This window comes from Halorubrum sp. SD41, assembly GCF_058630335.1.
In genome coordinates this window covers 1-19,964 of the sequence record NZ_JBZVGZ010000019.1, presented here as the reverse complement: position 1 = coordinate 19,964, position 19,964 = coordinate 1, and the positions used below count along the sequence as shown (strand labels likewise).

21 protein-coding genes are annotated in these 19,964 nt (G+C 71.3%); 13 read left to right on the top strand and 8 right to left on the bottom strand.

Annotation, left to right across the window (positions count from 1 at the left end):
- Nucleotides 1–23: 23 nt before the first annotated feature.
- The 4 genes from AC4NMM_RS10375 to AC4NMM_RS10360 form a co-directional block, all read right to left on the bottom strand.
- On the bottom strand, nt 24–599 hold the full coding sequence (locus tag AC4NMM_RS10375) for an adenylate kinase family protein (RefSeq protein ID WP_096393108.1): 576 nt from the start codon (nt 597–599) through the stop codon (nt 24–26).
- Nucleotides 596–1,690, bottom strand: a complete 1,095-nt coding sequence (gene hisC, locus AC4NMM_RS10370) for a histidinol-phosphate transaminase (protein ID WP_491924210.1) — start codon at nt 1,688–1,690, stop codon at nt 596–598. The genes AC4NMM_RS10375 and hisC overlap by 4 nt, the downstream gene beginning before the upstream one ends.
- A gap of 94 nt (nt 1,691–1,784) precedes the next feature.
- On the bottom strand, nt 1,785–2,528 hold the full coding sequence (locus AC4NMM_RS10365) for a fumarylacetoacetate hydrolase family protein (RefSeq protein ID WP_096393110.1): 744 nt from the start codon (nt 2,526–2,528) through the stop codon (nt 1,785–1,787).
- A 78-nt stretch (nt 2,529–2,606) separates the two neighbouring features.
- Nucleotides 2,607–3,725, bottom strand: a complete 1,119-nt coding sequence (locus tag AC4NMM_RS10360) for a zinc ribbon domain-containing protein (protein WP_096393111.1) — start codon at nt 3,723–3,725, stop codon at nt 2,607–2,609.
- Between the two features lie 105 nt (nt 3,726–3,830).
- Between AC4NMM_RS10360 and AC4NMM_RS10355 the strand changes: the two genes are divergently transcribed.
- Nucleotides 3,831–4,553 (top strand): metal-dependent hydrolase, encoded by a 723-nt coding sequence (locus AC4NMM_RS10355; RefSeq protein WP_491924209.1) that lies wholly within the window; start codon nt 3,831–3,833, stop codon nt 4,551–4,553.
- A gap of 157 nt (nt 4,554–4,710) precedes the next feature.
- Complete coding sequence (locus tag AC4NMM_RS10350) at nt 4,711–5,109, top strand: OsmC family protein (RefSeq protein ID WP_096393113.1); 399 nt, start codon at nt 4,711–4,713, stop codon at nt 5,107–5,109.
- Between the two features lie 50 nt (nt 5,110–5,159).
- Here AC4NMM_RS10350 and AC4NMM_RS10345 read toward each other — a convergent pair whose 3' ends face one another.
- On the bottom strand, nt 5,160–7,796 hold the full coding sequence (locus tag AC4NMM_RS10345; protein WP_491924208.1) for a PAS domain-containing sensor histidine kinase: 2,637 nt from the start codon (nt 7,794–7,796) through the stop codon (nt 5,160–5,162).
- A gap of 46 nt (nt 7,797–7,842) precedes the next feature.
- Nucleotides 7,843–8,508, bottom strand: a complete 666-nt coding sequence (locus AC4NMM_RS10340) for an O-methyltransferase (protein WP_096393115.1) — start codon at nt 8,506–8,508, stop codon at nt 7,843–7,845.
- Nucleotides 8,509–8,638: 130 nt separating this feature from the next.
- Here AC4NMM_RS10340 and AC4NMM_RS10335 point away from each other — a divergent pair, with 130 nt between their 5' ends.
- On the top strand, nt 8,639–10,312 hold the full coding sequence (locus AC4NMM_RS10335; RefSeq protein WP_491924207.1) for an acyl-CoA mutase large subunit family protein: 1,674 nt from the start codon (nt 8,639–8,641) through the stop codon (nt 10,310–10,312).
- 48 nt (nt 10,313–10,360) lie between these two features.
- Here AC4NMM_RS10335 and AC4NMM_RS10330 read toward each other — a convergent pair whose 3' ends face one another.
- Complete coding sequence (locus tag AC4NMM_RS10330) at nt 10,361–11,164, bottom strand: formate/nitrite transporter family protein (RefSeq protein WP_096393117.1); 804 nt, start codon at nt 11,162–11,164, stop codon at nt 10,361–10,363.
- A gap of 112 nt (nt 11,165–11,276) precedes the next feature.
- On the opposite strand from AC4NMM_RS10330, the gene mce reads away from it, so the two are divergent.
- Nucleotides 11,277–11,663 (top strand): methylmalonyl-CoA epimerase, encoded by a 387-nt coding sequence (mce, locus tag AC4NMM_RS10325; protein ID WP_096393118.1) that lies wholly within the window; start codon nt 11,277–11,279, stop codon nt 11,661–11,663.
- Between the two features lie 33 nt (nt 11,664–11,696).
- Here mce and AC4NMM_RS10320 read toward each other — a convergent pair whose 3' ends face one another.
- Complete coding sequence (locus tag AC4NMM_RS10320) at nt 11,697–13,844, bottom strand: S9 family peptidase (RefSeq protein WP_491924206.1); 2,148 nt, start codon at nt 13,842–13,844, stop codon at nt 11,697–11,699.
- A 136-nt stretch (nt 13,845–13,980) separates the two neighbouring features.
- Here AC4NMM_RS10320 and AC4NMM_RS10315 point away from each other — a divergent pair, with 136 nt between their 5' ends.
- The 9 genes from AC4NMM_RS10315 to AC4NMM_RS10275 form a co-directional block, all read left to right on the top strand.
- A complete protein-coding gene (locus tag AC4NMM_RS10315; protein WP_491924205.1) occupies nt 13,981–14,682 on the top strand; it encodes a cyclase family protein in 702 nt (233 codons plus the stop codon).
- Nucleotides 14,683–14,782: 100 nt separating this feature from the next.
- The gene (locus AC4NMM_RS10310) at nt 14,783–15,064 is read left to right on the top strand and encodes a 50S ribosomal protein L44e (RefSeq protein ID WP_004050353.1); all 282 of its coding nucleotides are present in this window, start codon (nt 14,783–14,785) and stop codon (nt 15,062–15,064) included.
- Nucleotides 15,065–15,066: 2 nt separating this feature from the next.
- Nucleotides 15,067–15,240, top strand: a complete 174-nt coding sequence (locus tag AC4NMM_RS10305; protein ID WP_004595868.1) for a 30S ribosomal protein S27e — start codon at nt 15,067–15,069, stop codon at nt 15,238–15,240.
- An 18-nt stretch (nt 15,241–15,258) separates the two neighbouring features.
- Complete coding sequence (locus AC4NMM_RS10300; RefSeq protein ID WP_096393121.1) at nt 15,259–16,059, top strand: translation initiation factor IF-2 subunit alpha; 801 nt, start codon at nt 15,259–15,261, stop codon at nt 16,057–16,059.
- A gap of 31 nt (nt 16,060–16,090) precedes the next feature.
- Nucleotides 16,091–16,270, top strand: coding sequence for an RNA-protein complex protein Nop10 (locus tag AC4NMM_RS10295; RefSeq protein ID WP_004595878.1), 180 nt, complete (start codon nt 16,091–16,093; stop codon nt 16,268–16,270).
- A 101-nt stretch (nt 16,271–16,371) separates the two neighbouring features.
- Nucleotides 16,372–17,124 (top strand): proteasome assembly chaperone family protein, encoded by a 753-nt coding sequence (locus tag AC4NMM_RS10290; RefSeq protein WP_491924204.1) that lies wholly within the window; start codon nt 16,372–16,374, stop codon nt 17,122–17,124.
- 115 nt (nt 17,125–17,239) lie between these two features.
- The gene (locus AC4NMM_RS10285) at nt 17,240–18,406 is read left to right on the top strand and encodes a thiolase domain-containing protein (protein ID WP_491924203.1); all 1,167 of its coding nucleotides are present in this window, start codon (nt 17,240–17,242) and stop codon (nt 18,404–18,406) included.
- Nucleotides 18,403–18,855: a Zn-ribbon domain-containing OB-fold protein gene (locus AC4NMM_RS10280; RefSeq protein WP_211553096.1), complete on the top strand. Its 453-nt coding sequence runs from the start codon at nt 18,403–18,405 to the stop codon at nt 18,853–18,855. The genes AC4NMM_RS10285 and AC4NMM_RS10280 overlap by 4 nt, the downstream gene beginning before the upstream one ends.
- Before the next feature lie 120 nt (nt 18,856–18,975).
- A partial coding sequence (locus tag AC4NMM_RS10275; protein ID WP_491924202.1) for a PAS domain-containing protein occupies nt 18,976–19,964 on the top strand: 989 nt, incomplete at its 3' end.

Below are 19,964 nucleotides of genomic sequence, written 5' to 3'. Positions count from 1 at the left end.
CCGTCCCGAGGGTTGCGGCCGGCTCATATATAATCGATGAAGTCCACGGTGCCGGCGCTCGGCTCCCGCTCGCCCTCGATCACGGCGCGGACCGCGTCGGCGACCGCCTCGGGGTCGCGGTCGGTCGCGTCGACCTCGTAGACGTTCTCGACGCCGTGCTCGTCGACCGCCTCCGAGAGGATCACGTCGAGCGCCTCGCTCTCGGCGTTCTCCGCGGCGGTCTCCGGGGACTCGCCGCGCTCGCGGAGCCGGGACTCGATCGTCTCGGGGCGACAGCGCAACACGACCACGCGGTCGACGTCGAACCGGTGAGCGAGGTGCGAGTCGAGGACGCCGGCCCAGTCGCCGAGGTGATCGCGGACCGCGTCGAGGTCGGCGACGAGCGTGTCGCGGTCGTCGTCGCGCTCGGTCCAGAGCTCCTCGTCCTCCTTGATCCGGTCGTTGAGATGGATCACTTCGTACTCGCCTTCGAGCAGCGCGGTCGCGGTCGACTTGCCGGTTCCGGGCGTGCCCGTGACGGCGACGCGGTCGGCGCGGCCGCCGTCGGCGCCTCCGCTGGCGTCGGCGTCCGCTGCGGCCTCGGTGTCGCCGTCGCTCACGCGCGGACACCGAGTTCGAGGTCCGCCAGCGTCTCGTTGAGCAGGGCGACCGCCTCGCGGGTCTCCTCGCGGGTGCCCGTCGAGATCCGGACGTGCTCCGGGAGGCCGAACGAGGTACAGTCGCGGATGATGACGCCGCGCTCCTGGGCCGCCTCGGCGACGCGCTCGCCGTCGCCGACCGCGGCGAGGACGAAGTTGCCCGCGGAGTCGACGGTGGGCGCGTCGAGCTCGCTCGCGATGTACTCGCGGGCCCATCGGGCGGTCTCGACCGACTGCTCCACGTGTTCGTCGTCGTCGAGCGCGGCGAGCGCGGCGCGGCAGGCGAGCTCGTTGGCCGCGAACGGGGTGTTGACGCGGGCGTACGCCTCGCCCCACGCCTCCGGGACGACGCTGTAGCCGATCCGGAGCCCCGCGAGGCCGTACGCCTTCGAGAAGGTGCGGAGGACCGCCACGTCGTCGCGCTCGTCGACGAGCGGGATCGCGCTGTCGACCTCGGCGAACTCGCCGTACGCCTCGTCGACGACGACGAGCGTCTCCTCGGCGGTCGCGTCCGCGATCGCCTCGATCTCGTCGAGTGGCATCGTCGAGCCGGAGGGGTTGTGCGGGGAGGTGACGTAGACGATCCGCTCGCCGCCGTACGCGGACAGGACGGTCTCCGCGTCCTGCGCGAAGCCGTCGGCCGGAGTGAGGTCGTACTCCGTCACCTCGCCGTGGTGGTACCGCGACGACATCGCGTAGTAGGCGAAGCCGGGGCTCGGCACCAGCACCTCGTCGCCGGGATCCAAGGCCGCCCGAGAGAGGTAGTCGATCGAGCCGTCGGCGCCCGGCGACACCCACACCTGCTCGTCGTCGACGCCCCACTTCGCGGCGATCTCCGCGGTGAGGTCCGTGTGCGACGACTTCGGGTACTGGTTCACGCTGTCGGCGTGCTCGCGGATCGCCTCGACGGCCGCCGGGCTCGGGCCGTGCGGGTTCTCGTTCGAGGAGAGCTTGATCAGGTCGTCGGGGTCGAGCCCGCGCTCGCGGGCGACCTCCTCGACGCCCCGCCCCGGGACGTACTCGGAGTGGTCCGAGAGATCGCGTGGTTGCATGCCCGGGAGTCGGAGACCGGCGGGCTTAAGCGTGGTCTTGACGGTCGACCGGGTCCGACCGCTCGGCGCCGCGTTCGGGACCGCCCGCCTCGACTCAGGGAATCCGGACGTCGTGTTCGAGCGTCCCGACGCCCTCGACCTCGACCTCGACGGTGTCGCCGTCGGAGAGCGCGCCGACGCCCTCGGGGGTGCCGGTCGCGATGACGTCGCCGGGTTCGAGCGTGAGGTACGTCGTGATCTCCTCGATCAGCGTCGGCACGTCGAAGATCATGTGCTCGCGGTCGCTCGACTGCTTCGTCTCGCCGTTGACGCGGAGCTCGACGCTCGCGTCGTCCGGGACCTCGTCGGGCGTCGCGAGGACCGGGCCGAGCGGCGCGGCGCCGTCGAACGCCTTCCCGCGCACCCAGTTCTGCTCGCGGTTCTGGTCGTCGCGGTTCGACACGTCGTTCATACAGGTGAACCCCGCGACGACGTCCATCGCGTCCGCGGCGTCGACCGCCTTACACTGCTCGCCGATGACGACCGCGAACTCCGCTTCCCAGTCGATCCGGTCCTTCCCGGCGGGGACGGTCACGGTGTCGCCGTGGCTCGCGACCGCGTTCGGCGGCTTTAAGAATAGCAGCGGGCGGTCGGGAACGTCGTTGCCGAGCTCGGCGGCGTGGTCGGCGTAGTTGCGGCCGATACAGACGATCTTCGAGGGCTCGGTCGGGGCGAGCACGTCGATCGCGGGGTCCGAGAGCGCGTAGTCGTCGCCGCCGAAGGCGACCGTGTCGGTCGCCGGGTCGTACTCGCCCTCGCGGATCGATCCGGCCGGGTCGCGGAACCGTGCGCGGTACATACGCGAGCGAACGGGCGGCCGCCCGAAAAGCGTTCCCGGAGAGGCAAGCGACGCCCGCGGGGGGTCGGGACCGCCGGCTCACTCGGTCGCTTCCGTGGCCCGCTCGTCGCGGGAGGCGTCGTCCGCAGCGTCCCCGTCGTCGGCGTCCGCGTCTGCGAAGCCCTCGTCGATCGCGTCCGCGCCGTCGACCGGGCTCGCGTCGTCCGCGATGTCGTCGAGCGACGGCGCCCCGACGCGGTCGCCGAACAGCTCGGACTGCGCGCAGTCGACGCAGTAGTAGTTGTGGCGGATCGAGTGGGTGCGGACCGGGACGCCCGCGGCGACCGTCTCGTCCCGCCGCCGCCTGACGAGGCCGCGGTCGAACGCCTCGCCGCAGACGACGCAGGGCTCGTCGACGGACTCGGGCGGCCGGACGACCCGATGGTCGACCGTCTTCTTCCGGCCGAACGCCGTGATCCCGTGGCGGCGGTCGAGCCGCCGGCGGACCGGCGGGGCCACGCCGAGGCCGAGGCCGGCGAACGCGATCCCGATCAGCGCGGCGGGCGGGGAACCGCTCGTCGCCGCGAAGAACGCGATCAGGCCGCCGATCAGCAGCAGCAGCGTCGTCAGGACGTACGCGGTGGCAGTCTCCATCCGCCCCGCGTCCGCGACGCTCGACGGGGCGCGCGCCGGCGTCTCGTCGCCGCGGACGAGTCTGCGCCGCTCGGCCAGCTTCGAGTAGTGCCACCAGCCGTACAGCAGGTTCCCGATGCCGCTGGTGAAGATGAAAAGCAGGATGTGGACGCCGACGGAGCCGACACCGCGGTCGACGAGGACCACTCGGTCCCCGTCGTCGCGCTCGACGTCCCAGCCGGCGTCGAGGTGGTCCTGGACGCGGCGGCGGAAGGCGCGCTCGCTCTCGGCCGCGGTCGACGCCGAGCGCGACGGGGACGAGTCCGGCCCGCCCGATTCCTCGGGCTCGCGGCTCGTCGGCCCGGACGCGAGGGGTTCACCGCCGGACCGCGACGCGCCGCAGTTCGAACAGAACCGGTCGTCGTCGTCGAACGCCTCGCCGCACGCGGAACAGTACGCGGGGTCGTCCGGGTCGCCGAGGTCGGCACCGCAGTCGGGGCAGAAACTCGCCCCGGCCGGCACCGCCTCGCCGCAGGCGGGGCAGGCGGCCGGCGGGTCGCCTGGGTCGCTGGTCTCGGAGGGCATCTGATCGGCGTTCGCGTTCGTCCCTGTTAATTGCTTTCGCCGGCGGGCGACGAGTTCCGCGGCGTCGAGTTTTATTACCGTTCGCCGAGACGTACCGAACGAACCATGGAACTCACCTGGCACGGCCACTCCACGTGGCACGTCGTCGTCGACGACACCGAGCTGCTGATCGACCCGTTCTTCGACAACCCGAAGACCGACGTCGATCCCGGGGACCTCGACCCAGACTACCTCCTCCTGACCCACGGGCACGCGGACCACATCGCCGACGCCGCGGAGTTCGAGGACGCCACCGTGGTCGCCACGCCGGAGCTGACCGCGTACGTCCAGGAGAACTTCGGCCTCGAACACACCCTCCCGGCCGGCGGGATGAACGTCGGCGGCACCGTCGAGTGCGGGGACGCGTGGGTGACGATGGTCCGCGCGGACCACTCGAACGGCATCGAGAACGACCCCGACTACTCGGCCGGCATGCCGACCGGGTTCGTGATCGGCGACAAGAAGCCGACCCAGGAGTCGGACGCCGACTGCACCACGTTCTACCACGCGGGCGACACGGGCCTGATGTCCGAGATGGTCGACGTGATCGCGCCGTACCTCGAACCGGACGCCGCCGCCCTCCCCGCCGGCGACCACTTCACGATGGGGCCCGCGGGCGCCGGCATCGCCGCCGACTGGGTGGGCGCCGACGTCGTCTTCCCGATGCACTACGACTCGTTCGGCCCGATCGAGATCGAGACCCGCGAGTTCGTCAACGAGGTGAAGGCCGCGGGTGCGGCCGCCGAGCCGGTCGTCCTCGAGGGCGACGAGACGTACACGCTCGACTGACGGCCACGGGTCGGCGACCCCACCGGTGACTCCGCAATTTTTCCGAGTCCGACCGCGCAGCGACGCGGCCGCCGTCCGGGGAACGCGGCCCTCGCCCCGGCAGCGACGTCCCGTGTCGGCAGCCTTTAGCGGCGGGAGGTCGAACCGTCACTCGACTATGGCAGACATCGAGACATCCACGGTTTCCGAGGAAGGGTACGCCAGCACCAGCCAGGTCGGCGAGTTCGACCTCCAGATCGACGCGACCGACGAGACGGGCCCGAACCCGAACGCGGCGCTCGTCGCCACGTACGCCTCCTGTTACCTCCCGGCGCTCCGCGTCGGCGGGAGCCAGCGCGGCGAAGAGGACCTCGGTAAGGTCCAGATCGACGCGAGCGCCGAACTCGACGACGACGACGACCTCGAATCCATCGCCTTCGACGTCCACGTCGAGGCCGACCTCGACGAGGAGACCGCCGCCGACATCGCCGAGCGCGCCGAGGGCATCTGCCACGTCCACAGCGCGCTCCGCGAGGGGCTCCACGCCGACGTCAGCGTCTACCCCGGCGCGTTCTGAGGGCGTCGACCGCCGGCTTTTCCCGATCGGTTCGGACGTGCGACCCGCACTCAGTCCCGGGGCTCGACCGTCTCGCCGGGCGACGCTGACCCCTGCGGCGACGGGTCCGGGCGGTCGACGCCGGTGAATTCGAACCGGGCGCCGCCGCGCTCTCCCTCCGTGACCGCGACGTCCCAGCCGTGCGCCTCGGCGATGCGCTGGACGATGGAGAGCCCGAATCCGGTCCCCGTCTCTGAGGTGGTGTAGCCGCTCTCGAACACCGTCTCCCGCTCGTCGGGGTCGATCCCGGGCCCGTCGTCCTCGACGTAGAACCCGTCGGAGAGATCGCCGACGACGACGCGCTCGCCGCCGTGTTCGGCGGCGTTTCGGAACAGGTTCCCGAGGAGCTGGCGGACCCGCCCGGGGTCGGCGCAGATCTCGCCGTCGGCGTCGACTTCGACCTCGATCGGAGCGGTCTTCGCCCCGCCGCCGCTCGTCTCGTCGCCGCTCGCCCCGCCGCCGAACGGGTCCTCGTCGCCCGCCGATCCGAACGCGTCGTCGCTGTACCCGGCGGCCAGTTCGCCGAGGTGAACGCGCTCGAACGACCCGACCGCCTCGCCCTGCTTGGCCAGCGCGAGCACGTCCTCGATCAGCCGCTCCATCTCGTCGAGCGCGCGCTCGCAGCGGTCGAAGTACGAGTCGGTCCCCGTCTCGCGGGCGAGCCGGAGGTACCCCGAGAGGACGTTGAGCGGGTTCCGGAGGTCGTGGGAGACGATGCTCGCGAACTCGTCGAGCCGCTCGTTCTCGCGTTCGATCCGGCGCTCGTACGCCTTCCGCTCGGAGATGTCGCGGCTGCTCGCCAGAAACCGGTCCTCGCCCTGAACGTCGATGCGTCGCACGTGGACCTCGACGGGGAACGTCGAGCCGTCCGCGCGGGCGAACGTCGTCTCCAGCCGGACCGTCTCGTCCGTCTCTAACCCCTTCCAGAGCCGCTTCCCCTCGTCGGGATCGAGTTCGGTGTCGACGTCCCAGACGTCCATACCGACGACCTCGTCGCGGTCGTAGCCGAGCGCCTCCGTCATCGCGCGGTTGGCGTCGACGATCGCTCCCGCCTCGTCGTGGATGTCGATCATGTCGGGGGACCCCTCGAACAGCGCCTCCAGCCGGGCCGAGGTGCGTTCGAGCCGCCGCTGCCGCCGCCGCTCGTCGGTCACGTCGCGGGAGATGCCGAGAACCCCGTCGAACTCCCCGTCGATGACGAGGCGGGTCAGGCCGTAGTCGACGATCGCCTCGGACTTCCCGGGCAGGTCGACCTCGACCGTCCCGGCCAGCGAGTCGCGCTCGCCGTCGACGAGGGCGTCGTACCGGTCGCCGTCGCCCGCCGCCCGAATACGGTCGACGAGGCGGCTCTCCCGGCCGACGAGCGCCTCGGGATCGGTCTCCAACACGTCGGCGGTGTGGTCGTTCGCGAGCGCGATGCGGCCGTCGGCGTCGTAGATGCACACCGACTCCGGCAGCTCGTCGACGATGCGGCGGTACCGCTGCAGCTCTCGCTCGCGTTCCTTCTCCTCGGTGACGTCGATGTGGATGCCGACGGCCCGGAGCGGCTCGCCGTCGTCCGTCCGCTCGACGACCCGGCCGCGGTCGCGGATCCACTTCCAGTCGCCCGACTTCGTCCGCATCCGGAAGTCGCTCTGGTAGAGGTCGACTTCGCCTGCGAAGTGCGCCTCGATGGCGTCCCAAGCGTCGCCGACGTCGTCGGGGTGGACGCGGTCCTCCCACGCCGACAGGTCGAAGTCGATCTCGTCGGCCTCGTACCCGAGCATCGCCGCCCACCGCTCGTCGAACCGGACCTCGTCCGTCCGGACGTTCCAGTCCCAGACGCCGACGTCGGCGCCCTCGACGGCCAGCTGGAGCCGCTCGGAGAGCTCGCGGAGCTCCCGCTCCCGTTCCCGCTTCTCCGTCACGTCCCGGAAGTACAGCGCGATCCCGTCTGGCGTCGGGTAGGCGTTCACGACGAGGTCGGCGCCGAGCCGGTCCACGTGCTCCTCGAACCGCACCGGATCGCCGGTCTCGGCGGCTTTTCGGAGCGCCGCCTCGCCGTCGGTTCCCGTGGTCTGGGGGAACAGGTCCCAGATCCGTTCCCCGAGCAGCTCCTTCGCGTCGAGGTCGATCATCTCCGCCGCGCGGTCGTTGAGGTACGTGATCCGCCAGTCGTCGTCGACCTCGCAGAACGCGTCGGAGACGCGCTCCAAGTGCTCCGCGACCCGCCGCTCGCCTCGGGTCCGCGAGACGAGCCCCTCGACGGCGCCCGCGAGCTGCGAGTACTGGTCGGACGCGGCCCCCTTGCGGAGGTACTCGTCGACGCCCGCGGAGACCGCCTCGCTGGCGACCGCCTCGGACCCCTCGCCGGTGAACAGCACGAACGGGACGTCGCCGTGTCGCTCGCGGACGGTTTCGAGCAGCTCGACCCCGTCGGTCTCGGGCATCCCGTAGTCCGAGACGACGCAGTCGTACGACGACGCCGAGAGCGCGTCGAGCGCCGCCGCCGCGCTCTCGACCGGCGTCGCCTCGATCCGGTCGTCGCGCGACTCCAACAGCGAGGCCGCCACGTCCGCGAACCCCGGCTCGTCGTCGACGACGAGCACGCTGACGAGCGAGCGCTCTCGCCCGCCCGTCGACCCCTCGTCGTCAGTCCCTCCGCTCATCCGAATTGGTGTTCCCTATCCGACAAGATAACCGTTTCGTTCGGTTTCACCGGACGACCGTCGAAACGGCGATCCCGGAGCCGACCGGGAGGACCGCGGTCTCCACGGCGTCGTCCGAGCGGACGGTCCCCACGTACTCGCCGATGCCGCGCGTCTCCTCGTCGACCGCGTCGTCCGGGAGCGGTTCGCCCGCCTCGAAGTGCGCGACGAGGGCCTCGAAGTCGATGGGGCCGCGGGTGACGTTGTCGGCGACGATCACGCCGCCGGACCGGACCTTCGGGAGGACCTCCCGGTAGGCGTCGGCGTACCGCCCCTTCTGGTGGTCGATCAGGACCACGTCGAAGGGGCCCTCGTAGCGGTCTATCGCCTCCATCGCGTCGCCGACCTCGAAGGTGACGCGGTCGGCGTAGCCGCCCTCGTCGGCGAACGCGACGCCGCGTTCCGCCTCGTCGGCGTCGAACTCGGTACAGACCACGCTCCCGGCGCCGCCGCGGAGGAACCACGTGGCGGAGTAGCCGAACCCGGAGCCGAACTCGAAGACGCGGTCCGCGTCCGTCAGGCGTGCGAGCAGGCGGAGGACCGCCCCCGCCTCGGGGCCGATGATCGGGAACCCCCACTCGTCGGCGAGGTCGGCCATCTCCGACTGGATCGGGGTGTGGTCCGGCGCCGTCGCCGTCAGGAACCGGCGCGCTGGGTCCGTGAGCACGTCCATGCGAGCGCATCGGACGCGTGACACTTAAATCGGGCCGGCGGGCGCGACTCCCGCCGGGCGAGGACCGTCGCACTGGCGACCGGGCGGACCCTGAAAACTGTTAAGTCGCGGTCGGTCGACCGATTCGATAATGTACGATCCCGAGGAACTCGCCGAGATCCGGGCGGCCAAGGAGTCGTGGGAGGACGGCACCTACGGCGAGACGGTCGACCGGTTCGGCGAGCGCGAGGAGACGTTCACCACCGATACCGGCGGCCAGGAGGTCGACCCCCTCTACACCCCCGCCGACGTCGAGACGGACTACCGGGAGGACCTCGGCTACCCCGGCGAGGAGCCGTACACCCGGGGGGTCTACTCGACGATGCACCGGGGGCGGCTGTGGACGATGCGCCAGTACGCCGGGATGGGCACCGCCGCGGAGACGAACGAGCGGTTCCGCTACCTCATCGACGAGGGCTCGTCGGGCCTCTCGATGGCGTTCGACCTGCCGACGCAGATGGGGTACGACTCCGACGCCGCGATGGCCGAGGGCGAGGTCGGCCGCTCCGGCGTCGCTATCGACACCTTAGACGACTTCGAGACCGTCTTCGACTCGATTCCGCTCGACGAGGTGTCCACGTCGATGACGATCAACGCCCCCGCCGCCGTCCTCCTCGCGATGTACGTCGCGATGGGCGACGAGCAGGGCGTCCCGCGCGAGGAGCTCCGCGGGACGATTCAAAACGACATCATGAAGGAGTACATCGCGCGGAACCTCTACATCTACCCGCCGAAGGAGTCGATGCGGCTGATCACGGACATCTTCGAGTTCTGCGCGGCCGAGACGCCTTCGTTCAACACCATCTCCATCTCGGGGTATCACATCCGCGAGGCGGGCTCGACCGCGGCCCAAGAGATCGCCTTCACCCTCGGCGACGGCATCGAGTACGTCGAGGCCGCGATCGACGCCGGGCTCGACGTCGACGAGTTCGCCCCGCAGCTCTCCTTCTTCTTCAACGCCCACAACAACATCTTCGAAGAGGCCGCGAAGTTCCGCGCCGCGCGCCGGATGTGGGCGCAGATCATGGACGAGCGGTTCGACGCCCAGAACCCCAAGTCGAAGCAGCTGAAGTTCCACACCCAGACCGGCGGCTCGACGCTCACCGCCCAGCAGATCGAGAACAACGTCGTCCGCGTCTCCTACCAGGCGCTCGCGGCGGTGCTCGGCGGTACCCAGAGCCTCCACACGAACGGGAAAGACGAGGCGCTCGCGTTACCGACCGAGAAGTCGGTCCGCACCGCGCTCCGCACCCAGCAGATCCTCGCCCACGAGTCGGGCGCGGCCGACACGATCGACCCGCTCGCGGGGTCGTACTACGTCGAGGACCTCACAGACGGGATCGAAGAGGAGGCGTTCGAGATCTTAGAGGAGGTCGACCGGCGCGGCGGGATGCTGGAGGCCGTCGAGAGCGGGTGGGTCCAGCGACAGATCCAGGACGTCGCCTTCGAGCGCCAGCAGGAGATCGAGGAGGGCGAGCGGATCATCGTCGGCGTCAACAAGTTCGAGGTCGACGAGGAGCCGGAGATGGACTTAGAGGAGGTCGACCCGGAACAGGAGCAGAACCAGCGCGACCGCCTGAACGAGGTGAAGGCAGACCGCGACGACGACGCGGTCGACGACGCGCTCGCCGGGCTGCGAGAGGCCGCACAGGGGAGCGAGAACGTGATGCCCCACATCGTCGACGCGGTGAAGGCGTACGCGACGGTCCAGGAGGTCTCGGACGTCCTCCGCGACGAGTTCGGGGAGTACAAGCCGGGGCGGTGAGCCGGTTCGCCGACCCGCGAGGCGGCCGGTCGGCCGCCGATCGAGCGGTCAGTCCGCGCCGCGGACGACGTGTTCGTACTTCAGCGCCGCGACGAAGATCCCGCCGCCGACGGCGTTGCCGACGGTCGCGAGCGCGAGGAAGGACAGGTAGTCGGTCACGGTGATCGCGGGCGAGACGAACAGTCCGAACAGCACCTCCACGTTGCCCGCGATCGAGTGCGGCAGGTGGAGCAGTCCGATGGTGCCGGTGACTATCAGCACCATGAGCAGGCGCCCCGTCGTCTCTTGCGCGGCCGTGATCAGCCACGCCAGCAGCCCCATCAGCCAGCCGGCGAACACGCCGCCGACGAACAGCCACGCGAGGTCGTGGGAGACGAGTTTCAGCGCGATGGCCTCGAAGGCGGCCGCCTCGACGACGCCGAGCCCGGGCGTGAGGAGGGTCGCGAGCAGGGCGAACGACAGGCCGCCGAGGAGGTTCCCGACGTACACGAGCCCCCAGAGGCGGCCGAGCTGTCGGAGCGACGCCTGCCGGTCCAACACGGGGATCACCGCGAGCATCGTGTGTTCGGTGAACAGCTCCGACCGGCCGAGGATGACGAAGATGAAGCCGACGGAGTAGACGCTCGCGAGCAGCAGCTCCGTGCCGAGGTCCCCGTACCCGCCGGGCGAGAGGGTCAGCGCCACGGCCATCAACAGCGGGCCGAACCCGATGTCGAGGCCCGCGGAGAGCCCGGAGAGGAAGAGTCCGGAGGGCTCACGGTTCATCTCGTGGAGGGCGCTGTCGAGGATAGTGCCGAGGATCGTCCGTGACGTCGCCTGTTCCGACGCCGCGTTCTGGGTCTGGTCGCTCACGGGATGGCTCGGGACGAGATTGCGTCTCGAACTACCCAACCCTTTCCATCGGCGAACCTCGCCGCCGGAACCCTCGGGTCCATTTATTATCTCCGCGCCGCGACCCCACGCCATGCGCTTCGACCACGTCGGCGTCGCGACGCGCGACGCCACCGCCCTCGCCGACCTGTTCGGCGGCCTGCTCGACGCCCCGGTCGCCCACGAGGAGACGTTCGACGGGATGCGCGTCGTCTTCCTCGAACTCGACGGCGGCGGCTACTTCGAACTGCTCGAACCGGACACCGGCGGAACGATCGCGGACTACCTCGACCGCGAGGGACCCGGCGTTCACCACGTCGCGCTCGCGGTCGACGACCTCCCGGCCGCGCTCGACGACGCGCGCGACCTCGGCATCGACCTCGTCGACGAGGACCCCCGTCCCGGCGCGTGGGGCCACGAGGTCGCGTTTCTCCATCCGCGGTCGACGGCCGGGGTACTCGTCGAGTTCGTCGAGCACTGAGCGGTCGCGCCGAACAGTCCGGTCCGCCGCGGCTCAGTCGTCCGCCCCGACCGCAGGGTCGTGCGTCTCGTACCAGCCGAGGATCTTCTCCAGTCGGTGGATCGCGCGGTCGGGATCGCCGATGTTGTGGTGCTCGTCCGGGTAGACGACCAGTTCGGCGTCGATCCCCTGCTTGCGGGCGGCGACGTACAGCTGCTCCGACTGCGAGGGCGGACACCGCCAGTCCTCGCCGCCGGCCATCACGAGCAGCGGCGTCTCGATGTTCCCGGCGTCGAGGATCGCCGTCGACGCGTCGAACGCCTCCGGGTTCTCCCACGGGAGCCCGAACTCGGCCTCCATCCAGTTGTGCGTGTCGTCCGTGCCGAACGCCGACCGGATGTCGTAGATACCGTGCTCGGGCGCCGCGGCGGCGAACAGGTCCGGCTCCCGCGTGACGAGGAACCCCTGCGCGATGCCGCCGTACGAGAAGCCGTGGCCGAACACGCGGTCGGGGTCGACCCAGCCGCGGTCCGCGAGCGACTCCACGCCGGCCGCGATGTCGTCGACCTCGGCGGTGCCCCACTTCCCGGTCAGCTCCGCGGTGAACTCCCGGCCGCGGGAGGTGCCGCCGCGGTAGTTCGGGCGGAAGACGAGGTAGCCCCGGCTCGTCAGCGCGGCGTGCCCGAAGCTGAAGACGGGCTCGTCGTACGACATCGGACCGCCGTGGATCGCCACTACCAGCGGGTGGTCGCCGTCTTCGGGGTCCACGTCCGGGTCGTGGTAGAGCACGCCGTCGAGCATCCAGCCGTCCGACTCCCACTCGACGCGCCGGGCCTCCGGCATCGCGAACTCGTCGACGAGCGACTCGTTGACCGACGTCAGCCGCCGGAAGGAGTCCGGTTCCGTGGCCGCGTCGAGGTCGTCGACGTCGACCGCGTACAGGTCCGTCCCGTCGGTCGGCGTCGAGAGGACCGTCACCGCCGTCGACCCGTCGTCGGCGACGTCGAACCCGGTCATGGCGCGGTCGCGGCCCTGCGCCTCGAAGACGCGCTCGACGGTCCCGTCGGTCCCGACGCGGACCAAGCGGGTGTGGCTCTCGTCCGCGATCCGCGTGTAGATCGCGCCGTCGACCCAGTCGACCCCGCTGCCGCGGGCCACCGTCCTGTCGAGGTCGCCGGTGAGCGAGGTCGGGCCCTCGTCGGCGCCCCCCTCGATGAGGTACACCTCCGCCGGGGCGGGCGGGTCCTCGGGGTCGCCGGCGACCGTCGCGACGCCGTCGCCGTCGGGGCGCCACGCCGGCTCGCCGTGTGTGAGATCACCGCCCGTGAGCTGCTCGGCGTCGCCGCCGTCGGGCGAGACCGCGTAGACGTCGCGGACGGAGGTGTCGTCCGGGCGGTCGAGCCGACACGAGGTGAACGCGATCCGGCCGGCCTCGCCCCACGTCGGGTCCATCCCGGCGAGGTCCTCGAAGGCGCCGCCGCCGTACGCGTCGTCGAGCCGGCGGGGGTCGCTCTCTGGGTCGTCGAGGTCGACGACGAAGAGGTACCGCGTCACGTCGTCGGTCCAGCCCGCGCCGTTCACCTTGTGCTGGAGCCGCGTCGTCTCGATCGGGCCGCCCTCCTCGCGCACCTGATCGAGGTACTCGGACTCCTCGTCGGTCGGGTCGCGCGACTCGATCACCAGCCGGTCGCCGTCGGGCGACCAGTCGAAGCCGGCGACGCCCTCGTCGCGCTCCGTGACCTGATGCGCGTCGCCCCCGAGCGCGAGGTCGAAGATCCACACCTGCGGCTTCGACTCCTCGTCGCCGTTTTCGAGGGGCCCGTCGTCCTCGGTCTCGGCGTCGGCGTCGTCGGCGTCGTCTTCGGCCTCCGCGTCGTCGCCGTCGGCTTCCTCCCCGTCGGCTTCTTCCTCGTCTCGGTCGCGCCAGCCGACCCGCTTCTCGGCGTCGCGGTCGCGGGCGGCCACGAACGCGAGGCGGTCGCCCTCGGGCCCCCACGTCGGCGCCGAGGCGCCGGAGGCGCTCGTCAGCCGGTGCGGCTCGCGGGAGCCGTCGCTCGGGGCGACGAACAGCGAGGAGACCGCCTCGTCGGCGGCCTGGTCGTACTCGGTCGCGGTGAAGGCGACGCGGTCGCCGGTCGGGGAGACGGCGACCTCGCCGATCTGGGTCAGGTCGTAGTAGGCTTCGAGCGGCAGTTCCGACATAAACGCACCCTGCGGCGGGCGCAGGAAATACGTTCGGGCCGCGGAACCTCGGCGGTCGACCCCGACCCGACGCCTCCCGCGTCGCGGTCCGGGCGCCGGCGACCGACTTAACCGCGCCGCGGCCCGACCGCTGACCGTGTTCCGCGACTGCTCGCGGCCGATCGAGACGGGGATGCCGACCTACCCGGGCGACCCCGACGTGTCGCTCGCGCCGGACGCGACCCACGAGGCCGATGGCTACGCGACGAGCGAGCTCCGGACCGGCACCCACGCGGGGACCCACGTCGACGCGCCGAAGCACACGGTGCCTGGTGGCGAGGCGATCGACGGGGAGGCGGTCGGGCGGTTCGCGTTCGACGCGCGGCTCGTCGACCCCCGCCCGCTCGGACCGCGGGAAGCGATCGCGCCCGACGCGCTGCCCGAGCCGAGCGATCTCGACCCCGACATCGACCTCCTCGTTGTCCGGACCGGCTGGGGATCGCACTGGGGGACCGACCGGTACCGCGACCACCCGTACCTGACTGCCGCGGCCGCCGAGCGGTGTCGGGCGGCTGGCGTCGGCGTCGGTCTCGATACGTTCGGGCCCGATCCGACCCCGACCGCGGGAGGCGCCGCCGGATCGTCCGCGACCGCAGGCGACGCCGACTCGGCCGTAACGACGGACGACGAACCCGACGGTACCCCCGCCCACGACGTCCTCCTGGGCGACTCGCTTCCGATCGTCGAGAACCTCTGCGGGCTCGACGGTCTCCCCGACCGGTTCCGGCTGTACGCCTTCCCGCTCCGGCTGCGCGGCGCCGACGGGTCGCCGGTGCGCGCGGTCGCGGAGTGGGAGTAGGACGACCGGACACGGGCCGTCACGCGCGCCGGCTCGCGGGCGCCCCATACCAAACCCGTTTTAAGCGTCGGCGACGAACCGCGCCATAAGGTCGATATCCATGGAAATGCCACGCCGCTTCAACACGTACTGTCCGCACTGTGACTCCCATCAGGAGCACGAGGTGGAGAAGGTCCGATCGGGTCGCGCGACCGGAATGAAGCGCGACGCGCGGCAGCAGCGCCGCGCGCTCGCGACCATCGGCAACGCCGGCGGGTACTCGAAGGTGCCCGGTGGCGACAAGCCGACGAAGAAGACCCACCTGAAGTACCGCTGCGGCGACTGCGGCAAGGCCCACATGCGCGAGGGATGGCGCGCCGGCCGTCTCACGTTCCAGGAGTAAGCATGGCGGGAGACTTCCACCGCGTCGCCTGCGGCGACTGCGAGAACGAACAGGTCGTCTTCGGCAAGGCCTCCTCGACGGTGTCGTGCGCGGTCTGCGGCACGACCCTCGCGACCCCCACCGGCGGGGAGGCGGAGCTTCACGGCGAAATCGTCGAAACCGTTGAGGCGCGGTAACCGCCTCACCCACCCCGTATGAAGTACAGCGGCTGGCCCGAACCCGGCGAGTTGGTGGTCGGCGACGTCGACGAGATCGCCGACTTCGGCGTGTTCGTCGACCTCGACGAGTACGAGGACAAGCGCGGCCTCTGCCACATCAGCGAGGTCGCGTCCGGCTGGATCAAGAACGTCCGCGACCACGTCCGCGAGGGACAGACGGTCGTCGCGAAGGTGCTGGAGGTCGACGAGTCGTCGAACCAGATCGACCTGTCGATCAAAGACGTCAACGAACACCAGCGAAAGGAGACGATCCAGGACTGGAAGAACGCCCAGAAGGCCGACAACTGGATGCTCATCGCGCTCGGCGAGGACGTCGACGACGACCGCTACACGTCGGTCGCCAACGCCCTCCTCGCGGAGTACGAGAGCCTCTACGACGCCTTCGAGTCGGCCGCGATCAGCGGCGACGAGGCGCTCGACGACGTCGACGTCGACGCCGACACCGCCGACGCGGTGGTCACGGCCGCCCGCGACAACGTCTCCGTCCCGTACGTCGACGTGACGGGCTACGTCGACCTCGAGTCGGCGGCCCCCGACGGCGTCGACGACGTGCGCGACGCGCTCGCGGCCGCCGAGGGGAACGGCGAGATCCCGGACGGCGTCGAGCTCGACGTCGGCTACGTGGGCTCGCCCGAGTACCGGATCAAGGTCCGCGCGCCGGACTACAAGACGGCGGAGTCGCAGCTCGAGACCGCCGCCGAGCGCGCCCGCGAGTCGATCGAGGCCGCCGGCGGCGCCGGCGAGTTCCACCGCGAGCGGCGCGAAGACGACGAGTAACCGCGAGCCGTTCGACCCGCAACTTTTCACCGTGAAATCAGATATCCGCGTCTGCGCGAACTGGGAGACCGCTCACGACCGACCGGTGTACGCGCTCGGCGACCGCTGTCCGGCGTGTGACGGCCCCACCGAGAACAGCGCGCCGGCCCCGTTCGGCCCGGAGGACCCCTACGGCGAGTACCGCCGGCGGGCGCGGCGGCGGTCGGAGTAGCCCCCGCCCGGCAGAGGTCAGACGGACGGTCGTCGGCCGCGACCTATCGCGCGCCGCCGGAATAGCCACGCTCTTGTGACCGCCGCCCGGACGGACGGGACATGGAGGACATCGAGATCGACGAGGTCGCGACGCCGGAGCTTACGGACCCGGTGTTGATCGAGGGGCTGCCGGGCGTCGGCCACGTGGGGAAACTGGCGGCCGAACACCTCTTAGAGGAGTTCGACGGGGAGTTAGTCCGCCGGGTGTACGCCACGGAGTTCCCGCCGCAGGTGAGCGTCGACGACGAGGGGGTCGCGGAGCTGACCTGCGCCGAGTTCCACGCCGTCGAGACCGACGGCGCCGACCTGCTCGTGTTAACCGGCGACCACCAGGCCGGATCGAACGAGGGCCACTACCGGCTCACGTCGACGTTCCTCGACATCGCCGAGGAGTTCGGCGCCGAGCGGGCGTTCGCGCTCGGCGGCGTCCCGACCGGCGAGCTCGTCGAGGAGTACACCGTCCTCGGGGCCGTCTCCGACGCGTCTCTCACCGCCGACCTCGAAGAGGCGGGCGTCGAGTTCCGCGCGGACGAGCCGGCCGGCGGCATCGTCGGCGTCTCCGGGCTCGTGCTCGGCCTCGGCGGTCGGCGCGGCTTCGAGGCCGCCTGCCTGATGGGCGAGACGAGCGGCTACCTCGTCGACCCGAAGAGCGCTCGCGCCGTGCTGGAGACGCTGGAGGCGGTCCTCGACATGTCCGTCGACTACGAGAGCTTAGAGGACCGCGCCGAGGAGATGGAGGAGGTCGTCGGCAAGATCCGCGAGATGCAGGAGGGGCCGGCGGTGCCGGACGACGACCTGCGCTACATCGGGTGAATCGGACGCGTTCGCCGGATTCGCCTCGTTCTCTCCGCGGCGGTTCGCTTCCGCCCGGGGGCCGGAACCCCCGGTTCCGGCAAAGCTAAACCGCATCCCCGATCATCGTTCCTGTATGACTGACGTACGCGTCGCCGGGGTCGGGCTCACTCCCTTCGGCAGCCACCCGGAGCGCACCGGCCGCGACCTGTTCGGCGAGGCCGCGCTGCGGGCGTTCGAGGACGCGGCCGTCGACAGGGCCGACGTCGAGGAGCTGAACTACGGGAACTTCATGGGCGCGCTCGCCGAACACCAGGGCCACCAGGCGCCGCTGATGGCCGAGGCCGCGGGGGTCCGCTGCCCGGCGACGCGCTACGAGTCGGCGTGCGCGTCGGCCGGCGTCGCGGTCCGCGAGGCGGTCCGGACGGTGGCGGCGGGCGACGCCGACGTCGTCCTCGCGGGCGGGATGGAGCGCATGACGAACCTCCCGACCGACGAGGTGACGGAGGGGCTCGCCATCGCGGCCGACGACCTCTTCGAGGTGCGGGCCGGGGTGACCTTCCCGGGCGCGTACGCGCTGATGGCGAACGCCTACTTCGACGCCTACGGCGGGAGCCGCGAGGACCTCGCCCATATCGCGTCGAAGAACCACGAGAACGCACTGCCGAACGAGTACGCCCAGTACCGCAGGGAGGTGTCGGTCGCGGAGGCGATGGACGCCCCGCCGGTCGCGGAGCCGCTCCACCTGTACGACGCCTGTCCGATCACCGACGGGGCGAGCGCGCTCGTGCTGGTCTCCGAGGAGTACGCCGCCGAGCACGACCTCGACGCCTCGGTCGCGGTGACGGGGACCGGGCAGGGGACCGACCGGATGGCGCTCGGGGACCGCGAGCACCTCGCCCGGACGCCCGCGGCCGACGACGCGGCCGACGCGGCCTACGCCGATGCGGGCGTCGAGGCCGCCGACGTCGACGTCGCCGAGGTCCACGACTGCTTCACCATCGCGGAGGTGCTGGCGCTGGAGTCGCTCGGGCTGTTCGAACCGGGTGAGGGGATCTCGGCGGCCCGCGAGGGGCTCACGACCGCCGACGGCGACCTCCCGGTGAACCTCTCCGGCGGGCTGAAGGCGAAGGGCCACCCGGTCGGCGCCACCGGCGGCTCGCAGATCGCCGAGCTGACCCGCCTGCTCCGGGGCGACCATCCCAACAGCGAGCACGTCCCGGAGGCGGAGGTCGGCGTCGCGCACAACGCGGGCGGCACGGTCGCCAGCGCGGTCGTCCACGTGCTGGAGGTGGCCGGATGAGCGACGACGGCGCGGACGCGGCGGACGAGACGGACGAGACGGACGCGGCGCCGCCGACGGACCGCCACTACGCCGAGTGGCTCGACGCGCTCGCCGACGGGGACGGGTTCGCCTTGGTCTGTCCGGAGGGACACGGCTCCCTTCCCCCGCGGCGGGTGTGTCCCGAGTGCGGGGCCGCCGACCTCTCGCGGGAGCCCCTCGACGAGACGGGGACGGTGGCGACGTACAGCGTCGTCCACGTCCCGTCGCCGCGCTTCGCCGACGACGCGCCGTACGCGACCGCGGTGGCGGACTTCGGTCCGACGCGGCTGACGGGAATCGTCCGCGACGGCGGCGCGGACGACGAAGCGCCCGAGGTCGAAATCGGCGACACGATCGCGGTCGACGTGGGCGAGCGGGCCACCGACGGCGAGCGCCTCGTCGTCTTTCGGCCGGCTGGCGGGCGCTGAGCGCGGCGGTCGCCCGACGGCGCCGGTGAGTCGAAACGGGTCCCGGTCTCCGAGAGCGTTTCCGTGACGAGCGTGTCAGCGCCAAAACCGTTATATCCGGGTCGTCGGTACTCCGGACGTATGCCCGACCGCATCCCGGTCCTCCTCGTCGACGACGACCCGGACCTCCGAGCGGTCACCGCCACGTTCCTAGAGCGCGAGGCGGACCGAATCGCGGTCGAGACGGCGCCCGACGCGGCCGACGGCCTCGACGTCTTAGCGGAGCGCGACGTCGAGTGCGTCGTCTCCGACTACGAGATGCCCGGGAAGGACGGGCTCGCGTTCCTCGCCGAGGTGCGCGAGCGCCACCCGGACATTCCCTTCATCCTCTTCACCGGACGGGGGAGCGAGGAGGTCGCGAGCGAGGCGATCTCCGCCGGCGTCACCGACTACCTCCAGAAGCGCGGCGGCACGGAGCGGTACGAGCGGCTGGCGAACCGGATCGTCGAGGCCGTCGAGAAGCGGCGAGCCGAGCGGGACGCCGAGCAGGCGGTCGAGCAGTTCCGCGCGGTCGCGGAGGGCGCGTCCGACGCGATCGTAACGATCGACACCGACGGCGTGATCCGGTTCGCGAACCCGGCCGTCGAGTCCGTGCTCGGGTACGAACCGTCGGAGTTGGAAGGGGAACCGCTGACGACGCTGATGCCCGAGCGACACCGCGACGACCACCGCGAGGCGGTCGACCGGTACCTCGACACGGGCGAGCGGAGCGTCGACTGGGCGGACGTTCGGTTCAACGCGCTCCACCGCGACGGCGGCGAAGTCCCCGTCTCCCTGTCGTACGGCGAGTACGAGGTCGAGGGAGAACGGCGCTTCGTGGGCGTGATCCGCGACGACGGCGAGCGGGAGCGACACCGGGCGTTCATCGAACACGCCAGCGACGTGGTCGCGGTGCTGTCGAGCGACTGGCGGTTCCGGTACCTGAGCCCCTCCTGCGAGCGCGTGACCGGTCACGCGCCGTCCCATCTGCTCGGCGAGCGGTCGCTGGGCTACCTTCACCCCGCGGGCCGCGGGGCGGGCAGAACGGCGTTCGGCGGACTCACCGCCGGGGCGGGCCCCCCCCCCGCCGC